Annotated in this window: 18 protein-coding genes; 13 read left to right on the top strand and 5 right to left on the bottom strand. The window is 67.9% G+C overall.

Annotation, left to right across the window (positions count from 1 at the left end):
• Positions 1-3: 3 nt before the first annotated feature.
• From L2Y94_RS06315 to L2Y94_RS06355, 9 genes are all read left to right on the top strand, one after another.
• Positions 4-1,221 (top strand): ABC transporter permease, encoded by a 1,218-nt coding sequence (locus L2Y94_RS06315; RefSeq protein ID WP_247373813.1) that lies wholly within the window; start codon positions 4-6, stop codon positions 1,219-1,221.
• Positions 1,222-1,242: 21 nt separating this feature from the next.
• Positions 1,243-2,547: an ABC transporter permease gene (locus L2Y94_RS06320; RefSeq protein WP_247373814.1), complete on the top strand. Its 1,305-nt coding sequence runs from the start codon at positions 1,243-1,245 to the stop codon at positions 2,545-2,547.
• A 2-nt stretch (positions 2,548-2,549) separates the two neighbouring features.
• Positions 2,550-3,767, top strand: coding sequence for an ABC transporter permease (locus L2Y94_RS06325; RefSeq protein WP_345780018.1), 1,218 nt, complete (start codon positions 2,550-2,552; stop codon positions 3,765-3,767).
• 78 nt (positions 3,768-3,845) lie between these two features.
• On the top strand, positions 3,846-5,180 hold the full coding sequence (locus tag L2Y94_RS06330) for a sigma-54-dependent transcriptional regulator (protein ID WP_247373815.1): 1,335 nt from the start codon (positions 3,846-3,848) through the stop codon (positions 5,178-5,180).
• Between the two features lie 13 nt (positions 5,181-5,193).
• Positions 5,194-6,585 (top strand): sensor histidine kinase, encoded by a 1,392-nt coding sequence (locus L2Y94_RS06335; protein ID WP_247373816.1) that lies wholly within the window; start codon positions 5,194-5,196, stop codon positions 6,583-6,585.
• 53 nt (positions 6,586-6,638) lie between these two features.
• Positions 6,639-7,595, top strand: a complete 957-nt coding sequence (locus L2Y94_RS06340) for an SPFH domain-containing protein (RefSeq protein WP_247373817.1) — start codon at positions 6,639-6,641, stop codon at positions 7,593-7,595.
• A gap of 4 nt (positions 7,596-7,599) precedes the next feature.
• The gene (locus L2Y94_RS06345) at positions 7,600-8,052 is read left to right on the top strand and encodes an NfeD family protein (RefSeq protein ID WP_247373818.1); all 453 of its coding nucleotides are present in this window, start codon (positions 7,600-7,602) and stop codon (positions 8,050-8,052) included.
• Complete coding sequence (locus tag L2Y94_RS06350; RefSeq protein WP_247373819.1) at positions 8,045-9,328, top strand: threonine/serine exporter family protein; 1,284 nt, start codon at positions 8,045-8,047, stop codon at positions 9,326-9,328. The genes L2Y94_RS06345 and L2Y94_RS06350 overlap by 8 nt, the downstream gene beginning before the upstream one ends.
• Before the next feature lie 190 nt (positions 9,329-9,518).
• Positions 9,519-10,667 (top strand): PKD domain-containing protein, encoded by a 1,149-nt coding sequence (locus L2Y94_RS06355; RefSeq protein ID WP_247373820.1) that lies wholly within the window; start codon positions 9,519-9,521, stop codon positions 10,665-10,667.
• Positions 10,668-10,781: 114 nt separating this feature from the next.
• On the opposite strand, the gene L2Y94_RS06360 is transcribed toward L2Y94_RS06355, so the two are convergent.
• From L2Y94_RS06360 to L2Y94_RS06370, 3 genes are all read right to left on the bottom strand, one after another.
• Positions 10,782-11,108, bottom strand: coding sequence for an H-NS histone family protein (locus L2Y94_RS06360; RefSeq protein ID WP_247373822.1), 327 nt, complete (start codon positions 11,106-11,108; stop codon positions 10,782-10,784).
• Between the two features lie 206 nt (positions 11,109-11,314).
• Entirely contained in the window at positions 11,315-13,012 is a 1,698-nt protein-coding gene (locus L2Y94_RS06365) for a proline--tRNA ligase (protein WP_247373824.1), read from the bottom strand.
• Positions 13,013-13,072: 60 nt separating this feature from the next.
• Positions 13,073-13,480: a DUF4124 domain-containing protein gene (locus L2Y94_RS06370; protein ID WP_247373826.1), complete on the bottom strand. Its 408-nt coding sequence runs from the start codon at positions 13,478-13,480 to the stop codon at positions 13,073-13,075.
• Positions 13,481-13,626: 146 nt separating this feature from the next.
• Between L2Y94_RS06370 and pssA the strand changes: the two genes are divergently transcribed.
• From pssA to rimI, 3 genes are read left to right on the top strand one after another with little or no spacing between them, the layout of a single operon-like run.
• The gene (gene pssA, locus L2Y94_RS06375; protein WP_247373827.1) at positions 13,627-14,415 is read left to right on the top strand and encodes a CDP-diacylglycerol--serine O-phosphatidyltransferase; all 789 of its coding nucleotides are present in this window, start codon (positions 13,627-13,629) and stop codon (positions 14,413-14,415) included.
• 4 nt (positions 14,416-14,419) lie between these two features.
• Entirely contained in the window at positions 14,420-14,878 is a 459-nt protein-coding gene (locus L2Y94_RS06380) for a hypothetical protein (RefSeq protein WP_247373829.1), read from the top strand.
• Positions 14,879-14,883: 5 nt separating this feature from the next.
• Positions 14,884-15,372: a ribosomal protein S18-alanine N-acetyltransferase gene (rimI, locus tag L2Y94_RS06385; RefSeq protein WP_247373831.1), complete on the top strand. Its 489-nt coding sequence runs from the start codon at positions 14,884-14,886 to the stop codon at positions 15,370-15,372.
• Between the two features lie 90 nt (positions 15,373-15,462).
• On the opposite strand, the gene L2Y94_RS06390 is transcribed toward rimI, so the two are convergent.
• Positions 15,463-17,946, bottom strand: coding sequence for an ABC transporter permease (locus L2Y94_RS06390; protein WP_247373833.1), 2,484 nt, complete (start codon positions 17,944-17,946; stop codon positions 15,463-15,465).
• Positions 17,943-18,629 (bottom strand): ABC transporter ATP-binding protein, encoded by a 687-nt coding sequence (locus L2Y94_RS06395; RefSeq protein WP_144911213.1) that lies wholly within the window; start codon positions 18,627-18,629, stop codon positions 17,943-17,945. The genes L2Y94_RS06390 and L2Y94_RS06395 overlap by 4 nt, the downstream gene beginning before the upstream one ends.
• On the opposite strand from L2Y94_RS06395, the gene L2Y94_RS06400 reads away from it, so the two are divergent.
• Positions 18,628-19,242 carry an arylesterase gene (locus tag L2Y94_RS06400; RefSeq protein WP_247373835.1) on the top strand — a complete coding sequence of 205 codons (615 nt, stop codon included), beginning with the start codon at positions 18,628-18,630 and terminating at the stop codon, positions 19,240-19,242. The two genes, L2Y94_RS06395 and L2Y94_RS06400, sit on opposite strands and share 2 nt — an antisense overlap.
• Positions 19,243-19,304: the final 62 nt, after the last annotated feature.

The following is a 19,304-nucleotide window of genomic DNA, read 5'->3' on the forward strand; positions in this document are numbered from 1 at the left end:
GACATGGACATCCGTCCCATTCTCTCGGCGCTCCGACGTCACCGCGTCACGTCGGCGCTGCTCGTGCTCGAGATCGCGCTTACCTTCGCAATCGTCTGCAACGCCGTTTTCCTGATCGGATTGCGCCTCGATCGCCTGCATGCGACGAGTGGTGCGGCGGAGAACGAACTGGTCTCGTTGGCGACAGCCGGCATCGGCGCCAGCGGCGACGTGCGCGCTCGTTCGCTGGCCGACCTGGCGGCCTTGCGCGCGCTTCCCGGCGTGCGTGCGGCGGCGATGGTCAACCAGCTGCCCTTCGACGGCGGCGGCAGGTTCATCTCGTTCGACCTCAGGGAAGGGCAGAAGGAGCCGTCCGCCGTCGTATCGCTCTACATGGGCGAAGGGCTCATCCATGCGCTGGGGCTGGAACTGGTCGAGGGGCGCGACTTCCTTCCCGGCGAATACCACTGGGACAGCGATGAGGTCGCCGGCGTACCCGGCTCGGAGCCCACCAGCGTCATCCTCACCGAAGGTCTCGCGCGGCGCCTGTTTCCTGGAGAAGATCCGCTGGGTAAGACGCTCCGCACATCCGGCACGGTGCGCGTGGTGGGCGTGGTACGGCGGCTGATCACATCGCAGCGCTGGTCCACCAGCCGGCTCGACGATTCGGCGATCACTCCCACGCGGGTCAGTCCCGGATCGAACTTCGGGTCCGTGTTCGTGCTTCGGACCGACCCCGCCCGGCGCGACGCGGTGATGAAGGCAGCGGAGACCACGTTGCGCGAACTCGATCCGCATCGCATCGTCACGCGCAAGACCACGTTGGAAGATCAACGGGCGAAATTCTTCGCCGCCGATCTGGCTACCACGGCGTGGCTCGTCGCCACCTGCGTGGCCTTGCTGGTGATCACCGCCCTGGGCATCGTGGGCCTGGCGAGTTTCTGGGTGGCGCAGCGCCGTCGCCACATCGGCGTGCGCCGCGCGCTGGGTGCGCGGCGCGTCGACATCCTGCGTTATTTCCAGACCGAGAACTTCCTGCTCGCCACCTTCGGCATCGCGCTGGGCGTCGTGCTGGCCTATGGCATCAGCCTGTTCCTGATGTGGCATGACGAACTGCCGCGCCTGCCCGTGGGATACATCGCGGCAGGCGCGGTGACGCTATGGGTGCTGGGCCAACTGGCCGTGCTGTCGCCCGCGTTGCGCGCGGCGTCGGTGCCGCCGGTCGTGGCCACGCGCGGCTGATCCGATCGAAAGAATCCATCGATGTTCGCCTATTACCTCGAACTGGCCGTGCGCAGCCTGAAGCGCAGCAGGGCGCTGACCGCGCTGATGATCGCGGCGGTCGCCTTGGGGATAGGCACCAGCATGGTCACGTTGACGGTGCTGCACGTCGTATCCGGCGATCCGTTGCCGGAACGCAGCGGTTCGATCTACCTGCCGCGCATCGATCCGCGTGACGATTCGACGGCGTCCGCGTCCACCGCGATGCCTGTGCAGGTCACGTGGCTCGATGGCAACAACCTCCTTCGCGCCGGACGCGCGCGACAGCAGGCGCTCATGCTGGGCGGGCAGGTGGCCATCGAGCCGGATGCCGGGAACATCGAGCCCTTCATCGCGACCGCGCGCTACACCAGCATGGGGTTCTTCGACCTCTTCGACGTGCCTTTCCTTCGCGGCGCCGGCTGGAGCGCCGCCGACGACGAAGCCAGGGCGCGCGTCGCGGTGATCAGCAGCGCGCTCGAAGAGCGGCTCTTCCATGGCGACAACGCCGTCGGCCGCACGGTGCGCGTCGGCGGCGTGCCGCTCCGGGTGATCGGCGTGCTGGCGCCCTGGCGACCCGTGCCGCATTTCTACGACCTCTACATGGGGCACTTCGCGGGTGGCGAAGACGTCTACCTGCCGCTGAGCACGGCCCGCGCCGCACTGCTTCCGCGCGGCGGCGGCATCGAATGCTGGGGCAAGGGCAGCACCACCGAGAACCTGATGGAAACCGCCGAATGCACCTGGCTGCAGTTCTGGGTGCGCCTGGACTCGGCGTCCGACGTGGCGGCCTACGGGAGGTTTCTCGACGGATATGTCCATGAGCAATTCAGCGCGGGTCGCTTTCGTCGGAACCGGCCCGCCGAACTCACCGGTCTGATGGCTTATCTGGACGAGCGGCACGTGGTACCGGGCGACCTGCACCTGCAGGTCTGGCTGGCCTTCGGCTTCCTCCTGGTGTGCCTGGCGAATACGGTGGGCCTGATGCTCGCGAAGTTCATGCGTCGCGGAATGGAAATCGGCGTGCGTCGTGCACTGGGCGCGTCGCGTGGCAGCGTGTTCGCGCAGATGCTGACCGAGGCGGGCATCATCGGCCTGGCGGGTGGCCTGCTGGGCCTCGTGCTTGCCCTGGCCGGGCTGGCCCTGGTACGCACGCGGCCCGATCACTACGCGCAGCTCGCGCGGCTGGACCTGTCGATGCTCGCGACCACCTTCGTCCTTTCGATCACGGCCACGTTGTTGGCCGGGCTGTTTCCCGCGTGGCGCGCCAGCCGTCTGCCGCCGGGCCTGCAATTGAAGAGCCAGTGACCATGCGCATGGACATCGCCCCGATACTCGCCTCGCTCGGCAGGCACAAGGCCACGGCTGCGTTGCTCGTGATCCAGATCGCGCTGACCTGCGCGATCGTCTGCAACGCGCTGTTCGTGGTGGCCGACCGGCTGGACTGGATGCGCACGCCCAGCGGCATCGACGAAGACCGCATCGCGATGCTCACCGTCACCGACATCGAGCACCACGACGGGGTGCAGGCGCGCAATCTTGCCGACCTCGCCGCGCTGCGCGAGCTTCCCGACGTGGAAGCGGCGACCACGACCAATTCCGTACCGTTCGGGCCGCTCTCGTGGCAGACGTCCGTGCGAATGTCGGCGGACCAGAAAGAGCCCGTGGCATCCATCGCCCAATACATGGGCGAGGGCGTCCCCGAACTCCTCGGCGCGACCCTGGCCGAGGGTCGGTTCTTCCGCGAGGACGAATACCGTTGGGCGGACGACCTGGACGCCCGGCGCACCGAGATGATCCCCGTCCTGCTGGTGACCGAGGCGTTGGCTCGCCGCTTGTTTCCGGGGCGTTCCGCCTTGGGCCAGTCGTTGTACCTCGGCGGACAGGCGTGCCGCATCGTGGGTGTGCTGAAGGGGTTGGCCCGGGCCGGCGATCCCGATCGGCACAACGTGCAGGAGGCGATCGTGTCGCCCATACGCATGTTGCCGATCTACGGCGCGAGCTACGCGATCCGTGCCCGTCCCGGCCGCGCCGCCGCCGCGCTGCGCGAAGCGAGCGAAACGCTCAGGAACCTCCAGCCGCGTCGCGTCATCACCGACAAGAAAACCTATGCCGAGGTGCGCGCGGCGTATTTCTCGTCCGATCGTGCCTTGGCGGGCCTGTTGATCGGCGTCTGCGTGACCATGCTGGCGGTGACGGCCCTGGGTATCGTGGGCCTGGCCAGTTTCTGGGTGGGGCAGCGCCGGCGGCAGATCGGTGTGCGTCGCGCGCTGGGCGCCACGCGCCGCGACGTGCTGCATTACTTCCAGGTCGAGAACTTCCTGCTCGCGGGCATGGGCATCGCCCTGGGCATGGTGCTCGCCTACGGCATCAACCTGCTGCTGATGTACCAGTACGAACTGCCGCGCCTGCCGTCGTATTACCTGCCGGTGGGAGCGCTGAGCCTGTGGCTGCTCGGCCAGGTCGCCGTGCTGGCGCCCGCGCTGCGCGCGGCGGCGGTCCCACCCGTCGAGGCGACTCGCGGATAGAATCCCAGTGGGGGCCGAAAACGCCCATGCAACCTTTTGGCCGTGGCGTGCATCCATGGCTCCATGCGAAGGGACAAGATGCAAACCGTACTGATCATCGACGACAACCCCGCGGTGGGTGAAGCCCTGTCGCTGGCGCTCAGCCTGCGCGACATCCGGCCGCTCGTGGCACTGACGCCCGAGGACGGCCTGGCGATGCTGCTGCGCGAACGGGTCGACGTGGTGATCCAGGACATGAACTTCACCGCCGATACCACCTCGGGCGAAGAAGGCGTCGCCTTGTTCCGTGCGATCCGCGCCCGCCACGCGGACCTGCCTGTGATCCTGCTCACGGCCTGGACCCATCTGGAAACCGCCGTGGAACTGGTCAAGGCCGGCGCGGCCGACTACCTTGGCAAGCCCTGGGACGACGCCAAGCTGCTGGCCACCGTGGAGAACCTGCTGGAGCTGTCCGAATCCACGCGCGAAGTCACCCGGGCCCGCGTGGAGCGCCAGCGCCGCCGCGCGGCCCTGGAGAGCAAGTACGACCTCGACGGCCTGGTGTTCACCTCCGAGGCCATGAGCCGAACGGTGGAACTGGCCGGGCAGGTCGCCAAGGCCGACGTGCCCGTGCTCATCACCGGGCCCAACGGGGCGGGCAAGGAACGCATCGCGTCGATCGTGCACGCCAATTCGTCGGTGCGGCGTGGCCCGTTCGTCGCGGTCAATTGCGGCGCGCTGCCGGGCGAGCTGATCGAGGCGGAACTGTTCGGTGCGGACGCCGGTGCCTACACGGGCGCCAACAAGGCGCGCGAGGGGCGTTTCGAGCTTGCCGACGGCGGCACGCTCTTCCTCGACGAAATCGGCAACCTGCCGCTGCCAGGCCAGATGAAGCTGCTGCGCGTGCTGGAAACCGGGCAATTCGAACGGCTGGGATCGGGCCGCACGCGCAGCGTGAAAGTCCGCGTGGTGAGCGCGACCAATGCCGACCTCAAGGCGATGATCGCGGCCGGCACGTTCCGTGAAGACCTCTACTACCGCCTCAACGTCATCGAGGTGAACCTGCCGCCGCTGTCCGAGCGCGTCGACGACATCCTGCCGCTGGCCGAGTTCTTCCTCGACGGCAAGGCGCGCCTGACCGAAGAGGCGCGCGACGCGCTCCAGGCGCACAACTGGCCTGGCAACGTGCGCGAACTGAAGAACGCGATGGCGCGCGCGGCGCTTCTCGCCGGCGACGGCCGCATCGAGGTAGCCCATCTCAACCTTCCGGTGGCGATGCCCGCCGCCACGCGCAATCTCGACGAACCCAGCCGCGAATCGGTCGAGGCGGCGCTGGCCTCGGCGGGCGGCGTGGTGAGCCGGGCGGCCAGCCAGCTCGGCCTGTCGCGACAGGCCTTGTATCGCCGCATGGAGCGCTACGGGCTGGCGGTCTGACAGGGCCGCGCGGATGAAGCGATTCTCCCTGGAAGGCCGCATGACGCTGGTGGTCGCCGGTTCGGCGATCGTCGGCGCGCTGGTGTTCGCCGGCATCACCGTCTGGCCGTTTCCGCAAGCGGTGGCCTGGCTGCGCGCCGGGCCCACGGTGAAGGGAAGGGCGCCGACGCCGGTGGCGCTGGAACACTTCGACACGGGCACGGCGATCATCATCTGCCTGCTGGTGCTGCTGCCGCTGGCGGCGTGGATGGCCCACGTGCTCGTCGAGCCCGTGCGCCGCATCCTGCGCGCGCTGGAAAGCGCGGTGGCGAGCTATCGCGACGGCGACTACAGCATGTCGATCGGTACCGAGCGGGAGGACGAACTGGGCGACCTGATCCGCATGCACAACCAGCTCGGCACGATCCTGCGCGAACAGCGGCAGAACCTGGCCCAGCGCGAGCTGCTGCTCGACACGGTGGTACAGAACACGCCGGTGGCGCTGATCCTCACCGACCCCGTGGGCAAGGTGACCTACGCGAACATCGCCGCGCGGCACCTGTTCAACGAGGGGCGCACGCTCGCGGGCCTCGATTTCGACGATGTGGTGGCGAGCATGCCCGAGACGCTGCGTGCCGCGGCGGCGGCGGAGGAGGATGCCCTGTTCACGGTGGAGCTGGAGGGCAGCGAGGAAACCTTCCACCTGTCCCAGCGCGGGTTCCGCCTGCAGGGACGGCCCCATCGTCTGCGGCTTTACCGGCGGATGACCCGCGAGCTATCGCGCCAGGAGGTGCATACCTGGAAGCGCGTGATCCGCGTGATCAGCCACGAACTCAACAATTCGCTGGCGCCGATCTCGTCCCTGTCGCATTCGGGTGCCGAACTGGCCCGCCGCGGCGATCTCGAACGCCTGCCCGGCGTGTTCGCCTCCATCGGCGACCGTGCCAGGCACCTGCACGGTTTCATTTCCGGCTACGCCAGCTTCGCCAAGCTGCCCACGCCGCAGAGCCGCCTCGTGCCGTGGAAGCCGTTCCTCGACGGCCTTGCCCTGCACGCGACGTTCCGGCTCGACGGGGCGCTGCCCGACCAACCCGGATGGTTCGACCCGACCCAGGTCGAGCAGGTGCTGATCAACCTCATCAAGAACGCCCACGAAGCCGGCGGGGAAGCTTCCGAGGTGACTCTGGCCGTGCGCATGCCGGGACGCGAGACGCTCATCCTCGTGGAAGACCGGGGGCCGGGCATGAGCGACACGGTGCTGGCCCAGGCGCTGTTGCCGTTCTATTCCACCAAGCGGTCGGGCACGGGCCTGGGCCTGGCGCTGGCCCGAGAAATTTCCGAAGCCCACGGTGGCCGCATCTCCCTGTCCAATCGCGAGGGTGGCGGTCTGCGCGTGTCGATGCTGCTGCCTTCCGGGCCGCCCTGACGCGGTTCGCCCTATACTCCCCGCACATCCAACGGGAGAGGGAGCAAGGGCTCATGGGAAGCATCGTCGCGCTCGTGATCGTGGTGGTCGCGGTCGTCGTCATCTCCAAGCTGATCCGCATCGTGCCGCAGGGCTACGAATGGACGGTGGAGATGTTCGGCAAGTACACCGGCACGCTCACGCCGGGCCTGCATTTTCTCATCCCGTTCGTCTATGCCATCGGTCGCAAGATGAACATGATGGAGCAAGTGCTCGACGTCCCCTCGCAGGACGTCATCACCAAGGACAACGCCGTGGTCAAGGTCGACGGCGTGGTGTTCTACCAGGTGCTCGACGCCGCCAAGGCGGCCTACGAGGTGGCCAACCTCGAGATGGCCGCGCTGGCCCTCATCATGACCAACATCCGCACCGTGCTCGGTTCGATGGATCTCGACGAAAGCCTCAGCCAGCGCGACGCCATCAACGCGAAGCTGCTCGGCGTGGTCGACGAGGCCACCCATCCCTGGGGCGTCAAGGTCACCCGCATCGAGATCAAGGACATCTCGCCGCCGCGCGACCTCGTCGACGCGATGGCGCGGCAGATGAAGGCCGAGCGCGAGAAGCGCGCCAACATCCTCGACGCCGAAGGTTTCCGCCAGGCCGCGATCCTCAAGGCCGACGGCGAGAAGCAATCGGCCATCCTCGAGGCCGAGGGCAAGAAGGAGGCGGCCTTCCGCGAGGCCGAGGCGCGCGAGCGCCTTGCCGAGGCCGAAGCGAAGGCCACCACCATGGTCTCGCAGGCCATCGCGGGCGGTGACGTCAACGCGCTCAACTATTTCGTCGCGACCAAATACGTCGAGGCACTGGTCGAGATGGCCAAGTCGCCCAACCAGAAGACGTTGCTGCTGCCGATGGAGGCCACGGGCATCCTCGGCTCGCTGGCCGGCATCGCCGAACTGGCGAAGGATTCGCTCGCCACCCAGCAGAAGACCCACGACCAACCGGCCCGCACGCCGCCGCTGCCGCGCTGACGCCATGGAATCCCTCGCATTGCACTATCTCTGGTGGATCGTCGCGCTGGTGCTGATCGGCGGCGAGGTGATCCTGCCCGGCTACTTCATGCTGTGGATCGGCATCGCCGCTGCGGCCATGGGCATCGTGGCGTTCGCCGTGCCGGACATGAGCGCGCTGGCGCAAGCCATCGTCTTCGCCGTGTTCGCCTTCGCCTCGTGCTTCGCCTACTGGAAACTCGTGCGGCCGCGTATCGACCGCACGCCGCCGGGTAACCCCAATCTCAACCGCCGAGGCGAGCAACTGATCGGCGGGCGTTACGCGCTTTGCGAGCCCATCGTGCAGGGGCGCGGCAAGGCGCGGGTGGGCGACGGCGTGTGGTTGGTCAGCGGGCCGGATCTTCCGCTGGGCGCCACGGTCGAGGTCATCGGCATCGACGGCACCACCTTGCGCGTGAAGGCGGTGGACGTTGGCTGAGGCGTTGCCGCTCAGCGTGCCGGTGAGTTTCGCCACCACGGCGATCAACACCCGCATCGCCTTCCTCACCGAACTGGCCCGGCGCCTGCATCAGTACGGCACCACGGCGCCCCGGCTGGAAACGGCCATCGGCCGGTCGGCCCAGCGGCTGGGTCTCTCGGCCGACGTGTGGTCGAGCCCCACGGCCATCATCGTGTCGTTCGCCGACCTGGGACAGGGTGAAGACGGCGTGGCCCAGGTCACGCAGGTGATGCGACTGCCGCCTGGCGACGTCAACCTGGGGCGCCTTTGCGAGGCCGACCGCATCGCCGACGAAGTGATCGACGGCCGGATGGAGTTGCGCGAAGGCTTCCACCTGTTGCGCAAGCTCGCCGCGGCGGACACCTTCCGCGACAACGTGGGACTGGTCGCCAGCTACGGCCTGTGCGCCGCGGCCGTGGTGGCCCTGCTGTTGCACAGCGCGTGGGCCGACCTGGTCACGGCCGGCTTGATCGGCACGATCATCGGCCTGATCACCGTGGCCTCGGGAAGCCGGCCGCGCCTGGCGGCGGCGAGCGAGGCGATCAGCGCGCTGGTGGCCACCACCATCGCCATCGTCGTCAGCGCCTACGTGGTGCCGCTGGCGGTGAAGTCGGTGATCCTGGGCAGCCTCATCGTGCTCATGCCCGGCATGGCGCTGACCACGGCCGTGCGCGAGATTTCCAGCCAGCACCTGGTGTCCGGCGTGGCGCGCATGGCCGGGGCTATCGCCACGCTGCTCAAGCTCGCCTTCGGCGCGGTCGCCGCCAACCAGCTGTGCGAGGCGTTCGGCATCTATCCGCGCGACTATGCGCTGCCGCCGCTACCGGCATGGGCCGACGTGCCTTCGCTGCTGATCGGCGCGTTCTCGTTCGCGATCCTGTTTCGCGCCGCGCGCCGCGACTGGCTGGTGGTGATGGGCGCGGTGATCCTCGGCTACCTCGCCACCACCTGGGGCGGGCGCATCTCGGCATCGCTGCCCGCCGCGCCGGTCGGCGTGTTCGTGGGAGGCCTGTTGCTGGGTGCGCTCAGCAACGTCTACGCACGCTATGCGAAACAGCCCGGGGCGGTGGTGCGCGAACCCGGCATCATCCTCCTGGTACCGGGCTCGGTGAGCTTCCGCAGCGTGTCGTACCTGCTCGACCGGGATACGTCGCTGGGCATGGATACCGGTCTCCTCGTGGTCACGCTGCTGGTATCGCTGGTGGCAGGCCTGCTTTTCGGCGACCTGCTGGTGGCACCCAGACGTTCCCTCTGACGGCCGCAAGGGCGTATTCGGCAACTCGCGCACGCTTGGTTTTTGGATCGAGGCGATGGTGCTTCGCACCAATGTCGGGCGCATCACATGACGGGCGCAAGCCTATTGGCAGGCGCGCGGGACGGTGACATGTTGGATCGATCCAAGGGATCGTCCCTTGGCCTTGCCACCCCAGTAGGGATGACCCGCCATGAACACCTCCAAGTACGGAAACCGTTCGCTCATCCTCGCCACGGCCCTGGCCGTCGCCGCCGCGAGCGCCCCTGTCTTCGCCGATTCCGCCATCTATGGCGGTGGTCCGTTCTACAGCGGCGGCACGCCGGTGATGAACGACCTGCGTTCGTCCGGATTCACCACCGTGATGCTGTGGAGCATCCACGTGGACGCCAACGGCGACCTCAATCTCAACGACCAGAAACTGATCTCCAACGGCGCCTTCATCGGGACCAACACCACGTGGTCGTCGCAGTTGCAGACGCTCAAGCAGTCGCCTACCTCGATCAACCGCATCGAGGTCTCGATCGGTTCGGGTGGCGTTCCCGACTTCGAGCACATTCGCGATCTGGTGAACAGCACGGCATCGGGCGGCGGCACGGGTACGAGCAGCATCCTCTATCGAAATTTCCAGGTGCTCAAGCAGTTGACCGGCGCGGACGCGGCCAACTTCGACGACGAGAGCGCCTACGACCTTTCCTCGGCCACCAAGTTCGGCCAGATGCTGGCGGGACAGGGCTACAAGATCACCTTCGTGCCGTATACGAACCAGGGCTTCTGGTCGTCGCTGAAGAGCAACCTCGGTTCGAGCGTCGACCGTATCTACCTGCAGGTGTACGACGGCGGCGCGGGCAACGATCCCAAGCAGTGGTCCACGGCGATGGGCATGACGGTGCGCCCGGGCTTGTGGTCGCTGCATGGCACGGGTTGCACCTCGGGCGATAGCCCGACCTCGGTGAAGACGAAGATGACCGCGTGGAAGAAGAGCACGGGTATCCCGGGCGGCTTCATGTGGCTGTACGACGATATCCAGAAGTGTTCGGCATCGGGCCGCAACACGGCCAACTATGCGTCCGCCATCAATACGGCGGTAGCCACCGTGGCGGCCCATGCGGATTTCGGCGCGAGCAGCACGGGCCTCACCAGCACGTTCTCGGGGCAGTCCACGGCGGGCGACGCACGCATCGTGGCGCAACGCTGGACGTTCGGCGACGGCGCGCAAGCCACGGGGGCGGAGGCTTCGCATACCTATGCCCAGCCGGGTACGTATCCGGTGACGTTGACGGTGGTCGACGACGAAGGGCACGCGGAGTCGAAGACGCGCAGCATCACCGTGTCGCGATAACCGGACGTCTCGCCGTAGGCACCGGCGCAGGCCGGTGCCTACGTCAGGACATTCGATTTTTCCCTGGACATAAAAAAAGCCCCGGCATGGCCGGGGCTTTTCCTGAAAAAAGGATCAGATAAGCAGGTCTTTTTCCTTCTTGCCCGCCTTTAGCGCATCGTTGAACCAGCGCGGGCGCTTGCCGCGACCCGACCAGGTGTTTTCCGGATTGGACGGATCCCGGTACTTGGCCGCCACGACGGCACCGGTACGCTTGGACTTGGCGCCGCCACGCGACGGGAATACCTCATCGATGCTGACGCCTTCGGCTTTCAGGATGGCCTGGATTTTCTCGCGAACCTTGCCGATGCGCTCCTTGGAGAGCTCCCCCTGACGCGCCTGCGCCTTGGCGATCAGGTCGGTCAGCTGGTTGTGGTTGAGGTTCTTGATATCGACTGCCATTAACGGATTCTCCCGGGGATATTTCGTAAATAAATGGCTCCCGTCATTCGGCGCGAATGAAATAAAGGGAACCACGCAGGAGTTTTTAACCAATCGGAACGAAAAAAGCAAAATGCCCGGTGTCGCCACCGGGCATTCGACGACTATATATCAGCCATAACCAGCCATTACCTACATAGATAATCGGCGGATTGGCGTCGGGAGGCTTATCCAAGCAAGGCGAACAATTCGTCGCGGGTCACGTTGCGGGCTTCGCTGTCCGTGCGGGCGCGGTACTCGAACGTGCCCGCCTCGAGGCCGCGTCCGCTCACCACCACGCGATGCGGGATGCCGATCAGTTCCATGTCCGCGAACATCGGGCCGGGGCGCAGGCCGCGATCGTCGAGCACGGTGTCGATGCCGCGCGAGGCGAGTTCCGCATAGAGCGATTCGGCGGCTTCGGCTACGGCCGGATCGTTCTTGGGATTGATGACGCACACCGCCACGCGCCACGGGGCCATGGCGTCGGTCCAGATCATGCCGGCGTCGTCGTGGCGCTGCTCGATGGCAGCGGCCACGATACGGCTCACGCCGATGCCGTAGCAGCCCATGTACATGGTGCGCATCTTGCCCTGTTCGTCGAGCACGCCCGCGCCCATGGCCTCGGCGTATTTCTGGCCGAGCTGGAAGATGTGGCCTACCTCGATGCCGCGTGCGAAACGGATGTGGCCCTTGCCGTCGGGGGAGGGATCGCCCTCGACCACCTTGCGGATGTCGGCGACGCGCGTGATGCGCGCGTCGCGCTCCCAGTTGGCACCGGTGAAGTGCGTGCCGTCCTGGTTGCCGCCGCAGACGAAGTCGGCGAGCACCGCCGCGCTGCGATCGACGATGACGGGAATGGTGTCCGGCAGGCCCACCGGGCCGATGAAGCCGGGCCGGGTGCCGGTGGCGGCGAGGATCTCTTCCTCGCTGGCGAGTTCGGATTCGTCCGGCAGTTCGTCCAGGTGCGACGCTTTCACCTCGTTGACCTCGTGGTCGCCGCGCACGCACAGCGCCACCAGGCCGTCGCGGCCGCGCACAAGGATGGTCTTGACCGTCTGCGCGGCCGGTACGCCGAGCAGGGCGGTGACTTCGTCGATGCTGCGCTGGGTGGGCGTGTCGACGCGGGCGAGGGCGGCCGAGGGCGCGGGACGCTCGCCGGTGGGCGCGAGCGCCTCGGCCTTTTCGATATTGGCCGCATAGGCCGATGCGTCGGAATAGGCGATGGCGTCCTCACCCGAATCGGCGATCACCTGGAATTCGTGGCTGGCGCTGCCGCCGATCGCGCCGGTGTCGGCGTCCACCGCGCGGAACTCCAGGCCCAGGCGGGTGAAGATGCGCGAATAGGCGTCGTACATCACCCGGTAGGTTTCGCCGAGCGATTCGGGGGTGAGGTGGAAGGAGTAGGCGTCCTTCATGAGGAACTCGCGCGCGCGCATCACGCCGAAGCGCGGGCGGATCTCGTCGCGGAACTTGGTCTGGATCTGGAAGAAGTTCAGCGGCAGCTGCTTGTAGCTCTTCAGTTCGTTGCGCGCGAAGTCGGTGATGACCTCCTCGTGCGTGGGGCCGTAGCAGAACTCCTGCTCCTTGCGGTCCTTGATCTTCAGGAGCTGGCCGCCGAACTTCTCCCAGCGGCCGGTTTCTTCCCACAGCTCGCGCGGCTGCACCGACGGCATCAGCACCTCGATCGCCCCCGCGCGGTTCATTTCCTCGCGCACGGCCGCCTCCACCTTTCGCAGCACGCGCAGGCCCAACGGCGTCCAGGTGTAAAGGCCCGAGGCGAGCTTGCGGATCATGCCCGCGCGCAGCATCAGCTGATGGCTGGCGATTTCCGCGTCGGCGGGAACTTCCTTGACGGTGGCGAGGTGGAACTGGCTGAGGCGCATCGGGCGATCGTCCGCGGGGTGGAACTCGCGATTATAGGGCGCCCCGGCGTCGATCAGGGGTTACGCGGGGCAGTAAAGGGTCTGCTGCGCCTGGGCCTTCTTCAGTTCGGCGGCACGGGTCGCGTCGTCCACCGGTTTGGTGCCGCCCTTGCCGTCGTCCATCGTGATGGTCTTTTCGTTGGCGAGTATGGTGAGGTTCTTGCGTACCTGGTCGCAGAGTGCGGCACGGTTGGCCGGCGTATCGGCCCGGGTATCGGGAGCGGGACGGGGCACGGGTGCCGTGGTGGCGGCGGCCGTCGGGGAGGCGCCTGCGGTGGGTATCTTCAGCTTTTCCACCTTGGAGGCACCCGCCGGCGGCGGCGCGTCGGAATAGTGGGTCACGCCCTGGGGATCCTTCCACTTGTAAGCTTGGGCCATCGCCAGCGGACAGGCAACGATCAGGACGGCGAGGACGAGGCAGCGGCGCATGTCGATAATCCGAGGGTAGGTGGCGCACACAAGTAGCACCGGCTCGAAGGGGGCGCAAGCGACTCAGGTCGCGCTTTTCCCCGTCGTCCGACTGACGCTTCACGGCACGTGGGATACACTGGCCCCCCATTCCAAGCCGACGGCCCATGAGCGAACCGATCCAAGCCCGGGGCCCGCGCCATCGCGGGATCTACCTGCTACCGAACCTGTTCACCACCGGCGCGATGTTTTCCGGTTTCTACGCCATCGTCTCGGCGATCGGCGGCCATTACGCCACGGCGGCGCTGGCGGTGTTCGTGGCGGGCATCCTCGATGGCATGGACGGCCGCGTGGCGCGCCTGACGAACACCCAGAGCGAATTCGGCGTGCAGTACGACTCGCTGTCCGACCTGGTCAGCTTCGGCCTGGCACCGGCGCTGGTGATGTACACCTGGTCGCTGTCGTCGCTGGCCGAATACGGTCGCGTCTGGGGCAAGATCGGCTGGGCCGCCGCCTTCATCTATGCCGTCTGCGCGGCATTGCGGCTGGCCCGTTTCAATACCCAGGTCGGCGTGGCCGACAAGCGTTATTTCCAGGGCCTGGCCAGCCCGGCGGCCGCCGGGCTGTGCATGTCGTTCGTCTGGACGATGGAGAAATTCGAGGTGTCCGGTCCGTCGGTGGCCTTCTTCACGATGCCCATGGCGGTGATCGCGGGCCTGCTGATGGTCAGCAACGTGCGCTATTTCAGCTTCAAGGCGTGGCCCAAGGGCGACCGCGTGCCCTTCATCTGGCTCATTGCCGCCGTGCTCATCGTGGTGCTGCTGGTGATCGACACCGCGCGCGTACTGTTCGCCGTGGCGGTGATCTACACCGTTTCCGGTCCGGTCATGACGCTATGGGGCCGGGCCGCGCATCGCCGTCGCGCACGCCGCCACGTGCCGCGCCCGACGGAATGACGGCATGACCCAGGCCCTGCCACGTCGCGACCGGCTGCTTCGCGCCATGGGCGTCACGCCCTGGCGCCTGCGCACGGGCGGTACCGTCGCCGCGGAGCCCGCGAACGACGCTCCCGCCGCCGACGGCCGCGTGCCCTGCGTGGTGATCCTGCCGGCCGGATGCGGCGAGCGCGAACTCGACCTCGTGGGCCGCGCGTTGCGGGCCTTCGGGCCGGTGACGGGCCGGGCCGCGAGGCTCGAGGTGAGCGAGCGCGGCCTCGGCCAGGTGCCGGTGGCCGCGGCCTACCTCGTTTTCGGCGAAGCGCAGGCGAGGGCGCTCGGTCACGAGCTGCCGGCCGCGGTGATGAGCACGGCGCAGATCGTGCTGGTGGATACCCCGTCGGACATCCTCTTCAAGGCGGTCGCCAAGCGCCGCCTCTGGAACGCCTTGCGTGCGTTGGGTCGCGCGCTGGCGAGGGAGTGAGGCCGATGGTCGCCGTCGCCCATCCCTCGACCGAAGTGCGTGCCATGCGCCGCGAAGACCTCGATGCCGTGGCGGCGATCGAGCAGGCGTCGTACGAGTTTCCCTGGAGCCCGGGCATCTTTCGCGACTGCCTCCAGGCGGGGCACAACTGCTGGATCATCGCGCACGACGGCGTCATCGCCGGTTACGGCATCCTCTCGGTGGCGGCCGGTGAGGCTCACGTGCTCAACGTATGCATCGACGACGCGCACCGCGGCCTCGGTTACGGCCGTCGCATGATGCGCCGCCTGCTCGACCTCGCGCGCTGGTATGGCGCCGAGCGGGTATTTCTCGAAGTGCGGCCGTCCAATCCGGTGGCGCATGCGCTGTACGAATCGCTCGGCTTCGGCGAGATCGGTCGCCGGCCGGGTTATTACCCCGCGCGGGGCGGGCGCGAGGATGCCATCGTGATGGCGTTGGATATGGTGCAACCCGGTAGTTCATCGCCAGCGTGATTCGCCGATACGATCGGCTCCCACCCCGTTGGTAGGACGCCCACTACCGAAGGGGTGGGAGCCGATCGTATCGGCGAATCCAGATCGCGATCACCCTTCGCGCAACAACGCCATCGGCGAGGTCCGCAGCACCCGCCGCGTCCCCAGCAAACCGATCAGCATCACCACGAAGGCGGCGAGCGCCGCCGCGCCGACCAGCGGCCACACCGGCGGCACGAAATGCTCGATGCGGAATACCGCCTGTCCCAGCCAGAGACCCGCGCCCAGCGCACCCAACGCGGCGGTGAGGCCCGCCACGCCGCCGAGCAGGGCGAACTCGCACGCGGCCGCGGCGCGCAACTGCATGCGCGTGGCACCCAGCGTGCGCAACAGCGCGGCCTCCTTGCGACGCTCCTGTGCGCTCGCCGCCAGCGCGGCGGCGAGCACCAGCGCGCCGGCGATCAGGCTGAAGCCGAGTACCCAGCGCACCGCCGTGCCCACCCGATCGACGATCTCGCGCACGCGATCGAGCAGGGCGTCCACGTCGATGAGGCTGAGGTTGCCGTAGTCGCGCGACACCTTCGACAAGGCGTCGCCGTGGCCGCGCGGCAGGTAGAAACTGGTCAACCACGTATGCGGCAGCTCGGCCGCATGGGCCGGATCGAGCAGCAGGAAGAAGTTCACCCGAAACGATGTCCAGTCCACCTGGCGCACGCTCGTGACCCTGGCCTGCAGCGTGCCTTCGCCCACCTCGAAACCGAGCGTGTCACCCAGCTTCAGGTGGAATCGGTCGCGCCACGACGTATCCACGGACACCTCGGCCTGCGCGGGCGACGCCCCCGCCCAGGCGCCTTCGATGACCTTGTTCGACGGCGGAAGATCCGCGCTCCACGACAGCCGCAGCTGGCGATCGGCGGATTCCTTTTCGTCGTCGCTCAGGAATGGCAGCTTGTCGACGGGCTGGCCGTTGATCGTGGTGAGCTTGCCCACCGCCAGCGGCATCATGTTGACCTGCGTGGCGCCCATGCGGGCCAGTCCGTTGGAAAAGCCCTCGCGCTGGTCGTCCTGGAGGTTCAGCGCGAACCAGTTGGGCGTGTCGGACGGCAGCTCGCGCCGCCATCCGTCGAGCAGCGAGGGCGCGATGACGGCGAGCAGGAGCAGGGCGCACAGGCCGAGCGACAAGGCCGTGGCCTGCACGAGCGACAGGCCACGACGCCTCGCCAGCGCGGCCAGGCCCAGGCGCAGGGCGGGATGCGCGCCGGGCGCCACGCGCCGGGCGATCACCAGCAGCAAGGCGGCCAGCAGGGCGGCCACCAGAGCGACACCCGCGAGGCTCACGGCGAGGATGCCGGCCAGGCGCAGCGAATCGCTCTGCAACCAGATCAGTACGACGGCGGTGGCCAGCGGCACGAGGTAAAGCGCGTCGAAACGGCGCACGCGACGCTGCATCGATTCGCGGAAGACCGCCACCGGCGGCACCTCGGCGAGGCGCACGAGCGGCGGCAGCGCGAAGCCGGCGAGCACGGCCAGGCCCATCGCCGCGGCGGCGAAGGCCGGCCCGAGCGGCAGCGTGGTGGGCACGTCGTCGAACAGCTGGCGCGCGAAATACCAGGCGCCCTGGGCAAGCCCCAGGGCCACGGCCATCCCCAGGGCGGCCGCGGGAATCGCCAGGGCGGCCAGGGTGGAGACCAGCAAGGCCGCGACGCGTCGGCGCGGCGTGCCCAGTGCGCGAAGCAGGGCCACCTCCGACGCCTTTCGCCGCGCATAGCGGGCAGACGCGAGGGCGATGGCCACGCCGGCGAGCAGGGCGGACAGCAAGGCCGTCAGGCGCAGGAAGGCACCCGCGCGATCGAAGGCGTTGCGCATGCGCTCCTGCATCTTTTCCGGCGTGATCAGCTCACCCCCGGCCGGCAACGGCGCGCTTTCGACACTGGCGCGCCAGCGCGCCACGTCGCCGGGATCGCCCGAGACGAAAAGGCGATGGCTCGCCCGGCTGCCGACCGAGAGCAGGCCGGCGTCGGCGGCATCGTCCAGGTTCATCAGCGCCCTGGGCGCGAGCGCGAACAGTTCGCCGCCATCCGGCTGGCGGACCAGTTCGGCGGAAACGCGAAGATCGCGGCCGCCGATCTGCACGTTCTGACCGGCGTGGATGCCGAGCCCCACCATCGCCCGGTGATCGAGGAAGACCTCCCCGCGCGCCGGGCCGTGCGCATCGCGATCGCGACCGGTCGCATCGCGCACGGTCAGCGTGCCACGCAACGGGTAGGCGCCGTCGCTGGCGAGCACGTCGAGTAACTGGCTGCGTTCGCCGACGAAGGCCACGCTGCGGAACTGGGCGCCGCGCGAGGCGCGCAGGCCGTCGGCCTGGGCCGCGCGCAGCATCGGTTCGGGCAAGGGCGCCGGTGCGGAAATGCCGACGTCGCCGCCGATCAATTCGGCCGAGCTGGCGAGGATGCCGCGTTCCAGGCGCGTGGAAATCGTGGCGACGACACCGAGCGCGATCACCGCGAGCACGAGCGAGGCGGCGAGGGTGCGCAGTTCGACGAGGTGCCATTCGCGGCGCAGGGTGCGCAGGGCGAGGCGGGCGACGTTCACGCGGCCACCCCCAGGCGTCCCTCGCGCAGTTCGGCCGAACGCGCGCAGCGCGCCGCCAGGCGGGGATCGTGGGTGACGAGGATGAGGGTGGTGGCGTGTTGCCGGTTCATGTCGAACAGCAGGTCGCCCACGTGCTCGCCGGTGTGCTGGTCGAGGTTGCCGGTGGGTTCGTCGGCGAACAGGATGCGCGGGCCGTGCACGAAGGCGCGGGCCAGCGCCACGCGCTGCTGCTCGCCGCCGGAGAGCTGTGCCGGGTAGTGGCGGCGGCGGGCGCCGAGGCCGACGGTGTCGAGCGCGGCGCGGGCCCGGTCGCGGGCGTCGTCGTCGCCCTCCAGTTCCAGCGGCAGCATCACGTTTTCTTCCGCCGTGAGCGCGGGCAACAGGTGGAACGACTGGAACACGAAGCCGACCAGGCGGCGACGGATCGCCGCGCGCGCCTCCTCGTCGATCCCTTCGAGGGGCTGGCCGCCGAGGCGCACGCTGCCGGTCGTGGGAACATCCAGGCCGGCGAGCAATCCAAGCAGGGTGGTCTTGCCCGATCCCGACGCCCCCACGATGGCGAAGCTCTCGCCTTCGCTCACCCGCAGGTTCACCCCCGAGAGGATGTCCAGTCGCCCCTCCGGGCCGAAAACCGACTTGCTAACATCCGCCACTTCGAGAAGAACACGGGAAGAATCGCTCATGCGTCGTTGCCTGATGGTGGTGTTTCTGTTCGTCTGGTGCGCCATGGCCTTCGCGGCCGCGCCGCCGCGTGAGGTGCTGGTGCTCGGGGACTCGCTGTCGGCGGCGCACAACATCCCGGTCGAAGCCGGGTGGGTGCGCCTGCTGAATGCTCGCACGTCGAAGATGGCGACGCCGTGGACGTTGGTCAATGCCAGCATCAGCGGCGAAACCTCCCTGAGCGGCCGCAACCGGCTGCCTTCGCTGTTGAAACGCAACAAGCCGGGCGTGGTGGTGATCGAGCTGGGCGCCAACGACGGCTTGCAGGGATTGCCCCTGGGGCAACTGGCCGACAACCTCGACAGCATGATCGACGCCGCGAAGAAATCCGGTGCGAAGGTGCTGCTCCTGGGCATCGAACTGCCGGTGAATTACGGCCCGCAGTATCGCGACGGCCTGCGTCGGGTCTACGCCGACGCCGCGAAGAAACACGGCGTGCCGCTGGTGCCGTTCCTGCTCGACGGGGTGGCGCTGGATCCCGCGCTGATGCAGGATGACGGTCTGCATCCTACCGCCAAGGGAGAACCCAGGGTGGCGGAAAACGTGTGGAAAATGCTTTCGCCATTGCTGATGTAGACGACATAACGTCGACGTTGCCCCACCCAGAATGAATCGACTTTTTCGGCCTTCACGCTGTA

The sequence above is a fragment of the Luteibacter aegosomatis genome, from assembly GCF_023078455.1.
In the GTDB taxonomy this organism is placed as follows: Bacteria; Pseudomonadota; Gammaproteobacteria; order Xanthomonadales; family Rhodanobacteraceae; genus Luteibacter; species Luteibacter aegosomatis.

Bases quoted from the DNA above. Each gene is read 5' to 3' on its own strand.
- L2Y94_RS06320 (WP_247373814.1), top strand. From the start codon at position 1,243: ATGTTCGCCTATTACCTCGAACTGGCCGTGCGCAGCCTGAAGCGCAGC.
- L2Y94_RS06335 (WP_247373816.1), top strand. From the start codon at position 5,194: ATGAAGCGATTCTCCCTGGAAGGCCGCATGACGCTGGTGGTCGCCGGT.
- L2Y94_RS06395 (WP_144911213.1), bottom strand. From the start codon at position 18,629: ATGAGCGATTCTTCCCGTGTTCTTCTCGAAGTGGCGGATGTTAGCAAG.
- L2Y94_RS06345 (WP_247373818.1), top strand. From the start codon at position 7,600: ATGGAATCCCTCGCATTGCACTATCTCTGGTGGATCGTCGCGCTGGTG.
- L2Y94_RS06380 (WP_247373829.1), top strand. From the start codon at position 14,420: ATGACCCAGGCCCTGCCACGTCGCGACCGGCTGCTTCGCGCCATGGGC.
- L2Y94_RS06330 (WP_247373815.1), top strand. From the start codon at position 3,846: ATGCAAACCGTACTGATCATCGACGACAACCCCGCGGTGGGTGAAGCC.
- L2Y94_RS06355 (WP_247373820.1), top strand. From the start codon at position 9,519: ATGAACACCTCCAAGTACGGAAACCGTTCGCTCATCCTCGCCACGGCC.
- L2Y94_RS06315 (WP_247373813.1), top strand. From the start codon at position 4: ATGGACATCCGTCCCATTCTCTCGGCGCTCCGACGTCACCGCGTCACG.
- L2Y94_RS06400 (WP_247373835.1), top strand. From the start codon at position 18,628: ATGCGTCGTTGCCTGATGGTGGTGTTTCTGTTCGTCTGGTGCGCCATG.
- L2Y94_RS06325 (WP_345780018.1), top strand. From the start codon at position 2,550: ATGCGCATGGACATCGCCCCGATACTCGCCTCGCTCGGCAGGCACAAG.
- pssA (WP_247373827.1), top strand. From the start codon at position 13,627: ATGAGCGAACCGATCCAAGCCCGGGGCCCGCGCCATCGCGGGATCTAC.
- rimI (WP_247373831.1), top strand. From the start codon at position 14,884: ATGGTCGCCGTCGCCCATCCCTCGACCGAAGTGCGTGCCATGCGCCGC.
- L2Y94_RS06340 (WP_247373817.1), top strand. From the start codon at position 6,639: ATGGGAAGCATCGTCGCGCTCGTGATCGTGGTGGTCGCGGTCGTCGTC.
- L2Y94_RS06365 (WP_247373824.1), bottom strand. From the start codon at position 13,012: ATGCGCCTCAGCCAGTTCCACCTCGCCACCGTCAAGGAAGTTCCCGCC.
- L2Y94_RS06370 (WP_247373826.1), bottom strand. From the start codon at position 13,480: ATGCGCCGCTGCCTCGTCCTCGCCGTCCTGATCGTTGCCTGTCCGCTG.
- L2Y94_RS06360 (WP_247373822.1), bottom strand. From the start codon at position 11,108: ATGGCAGTCGATATCAAGAACCTCAACCACAACCAGCTGACCGACCTG.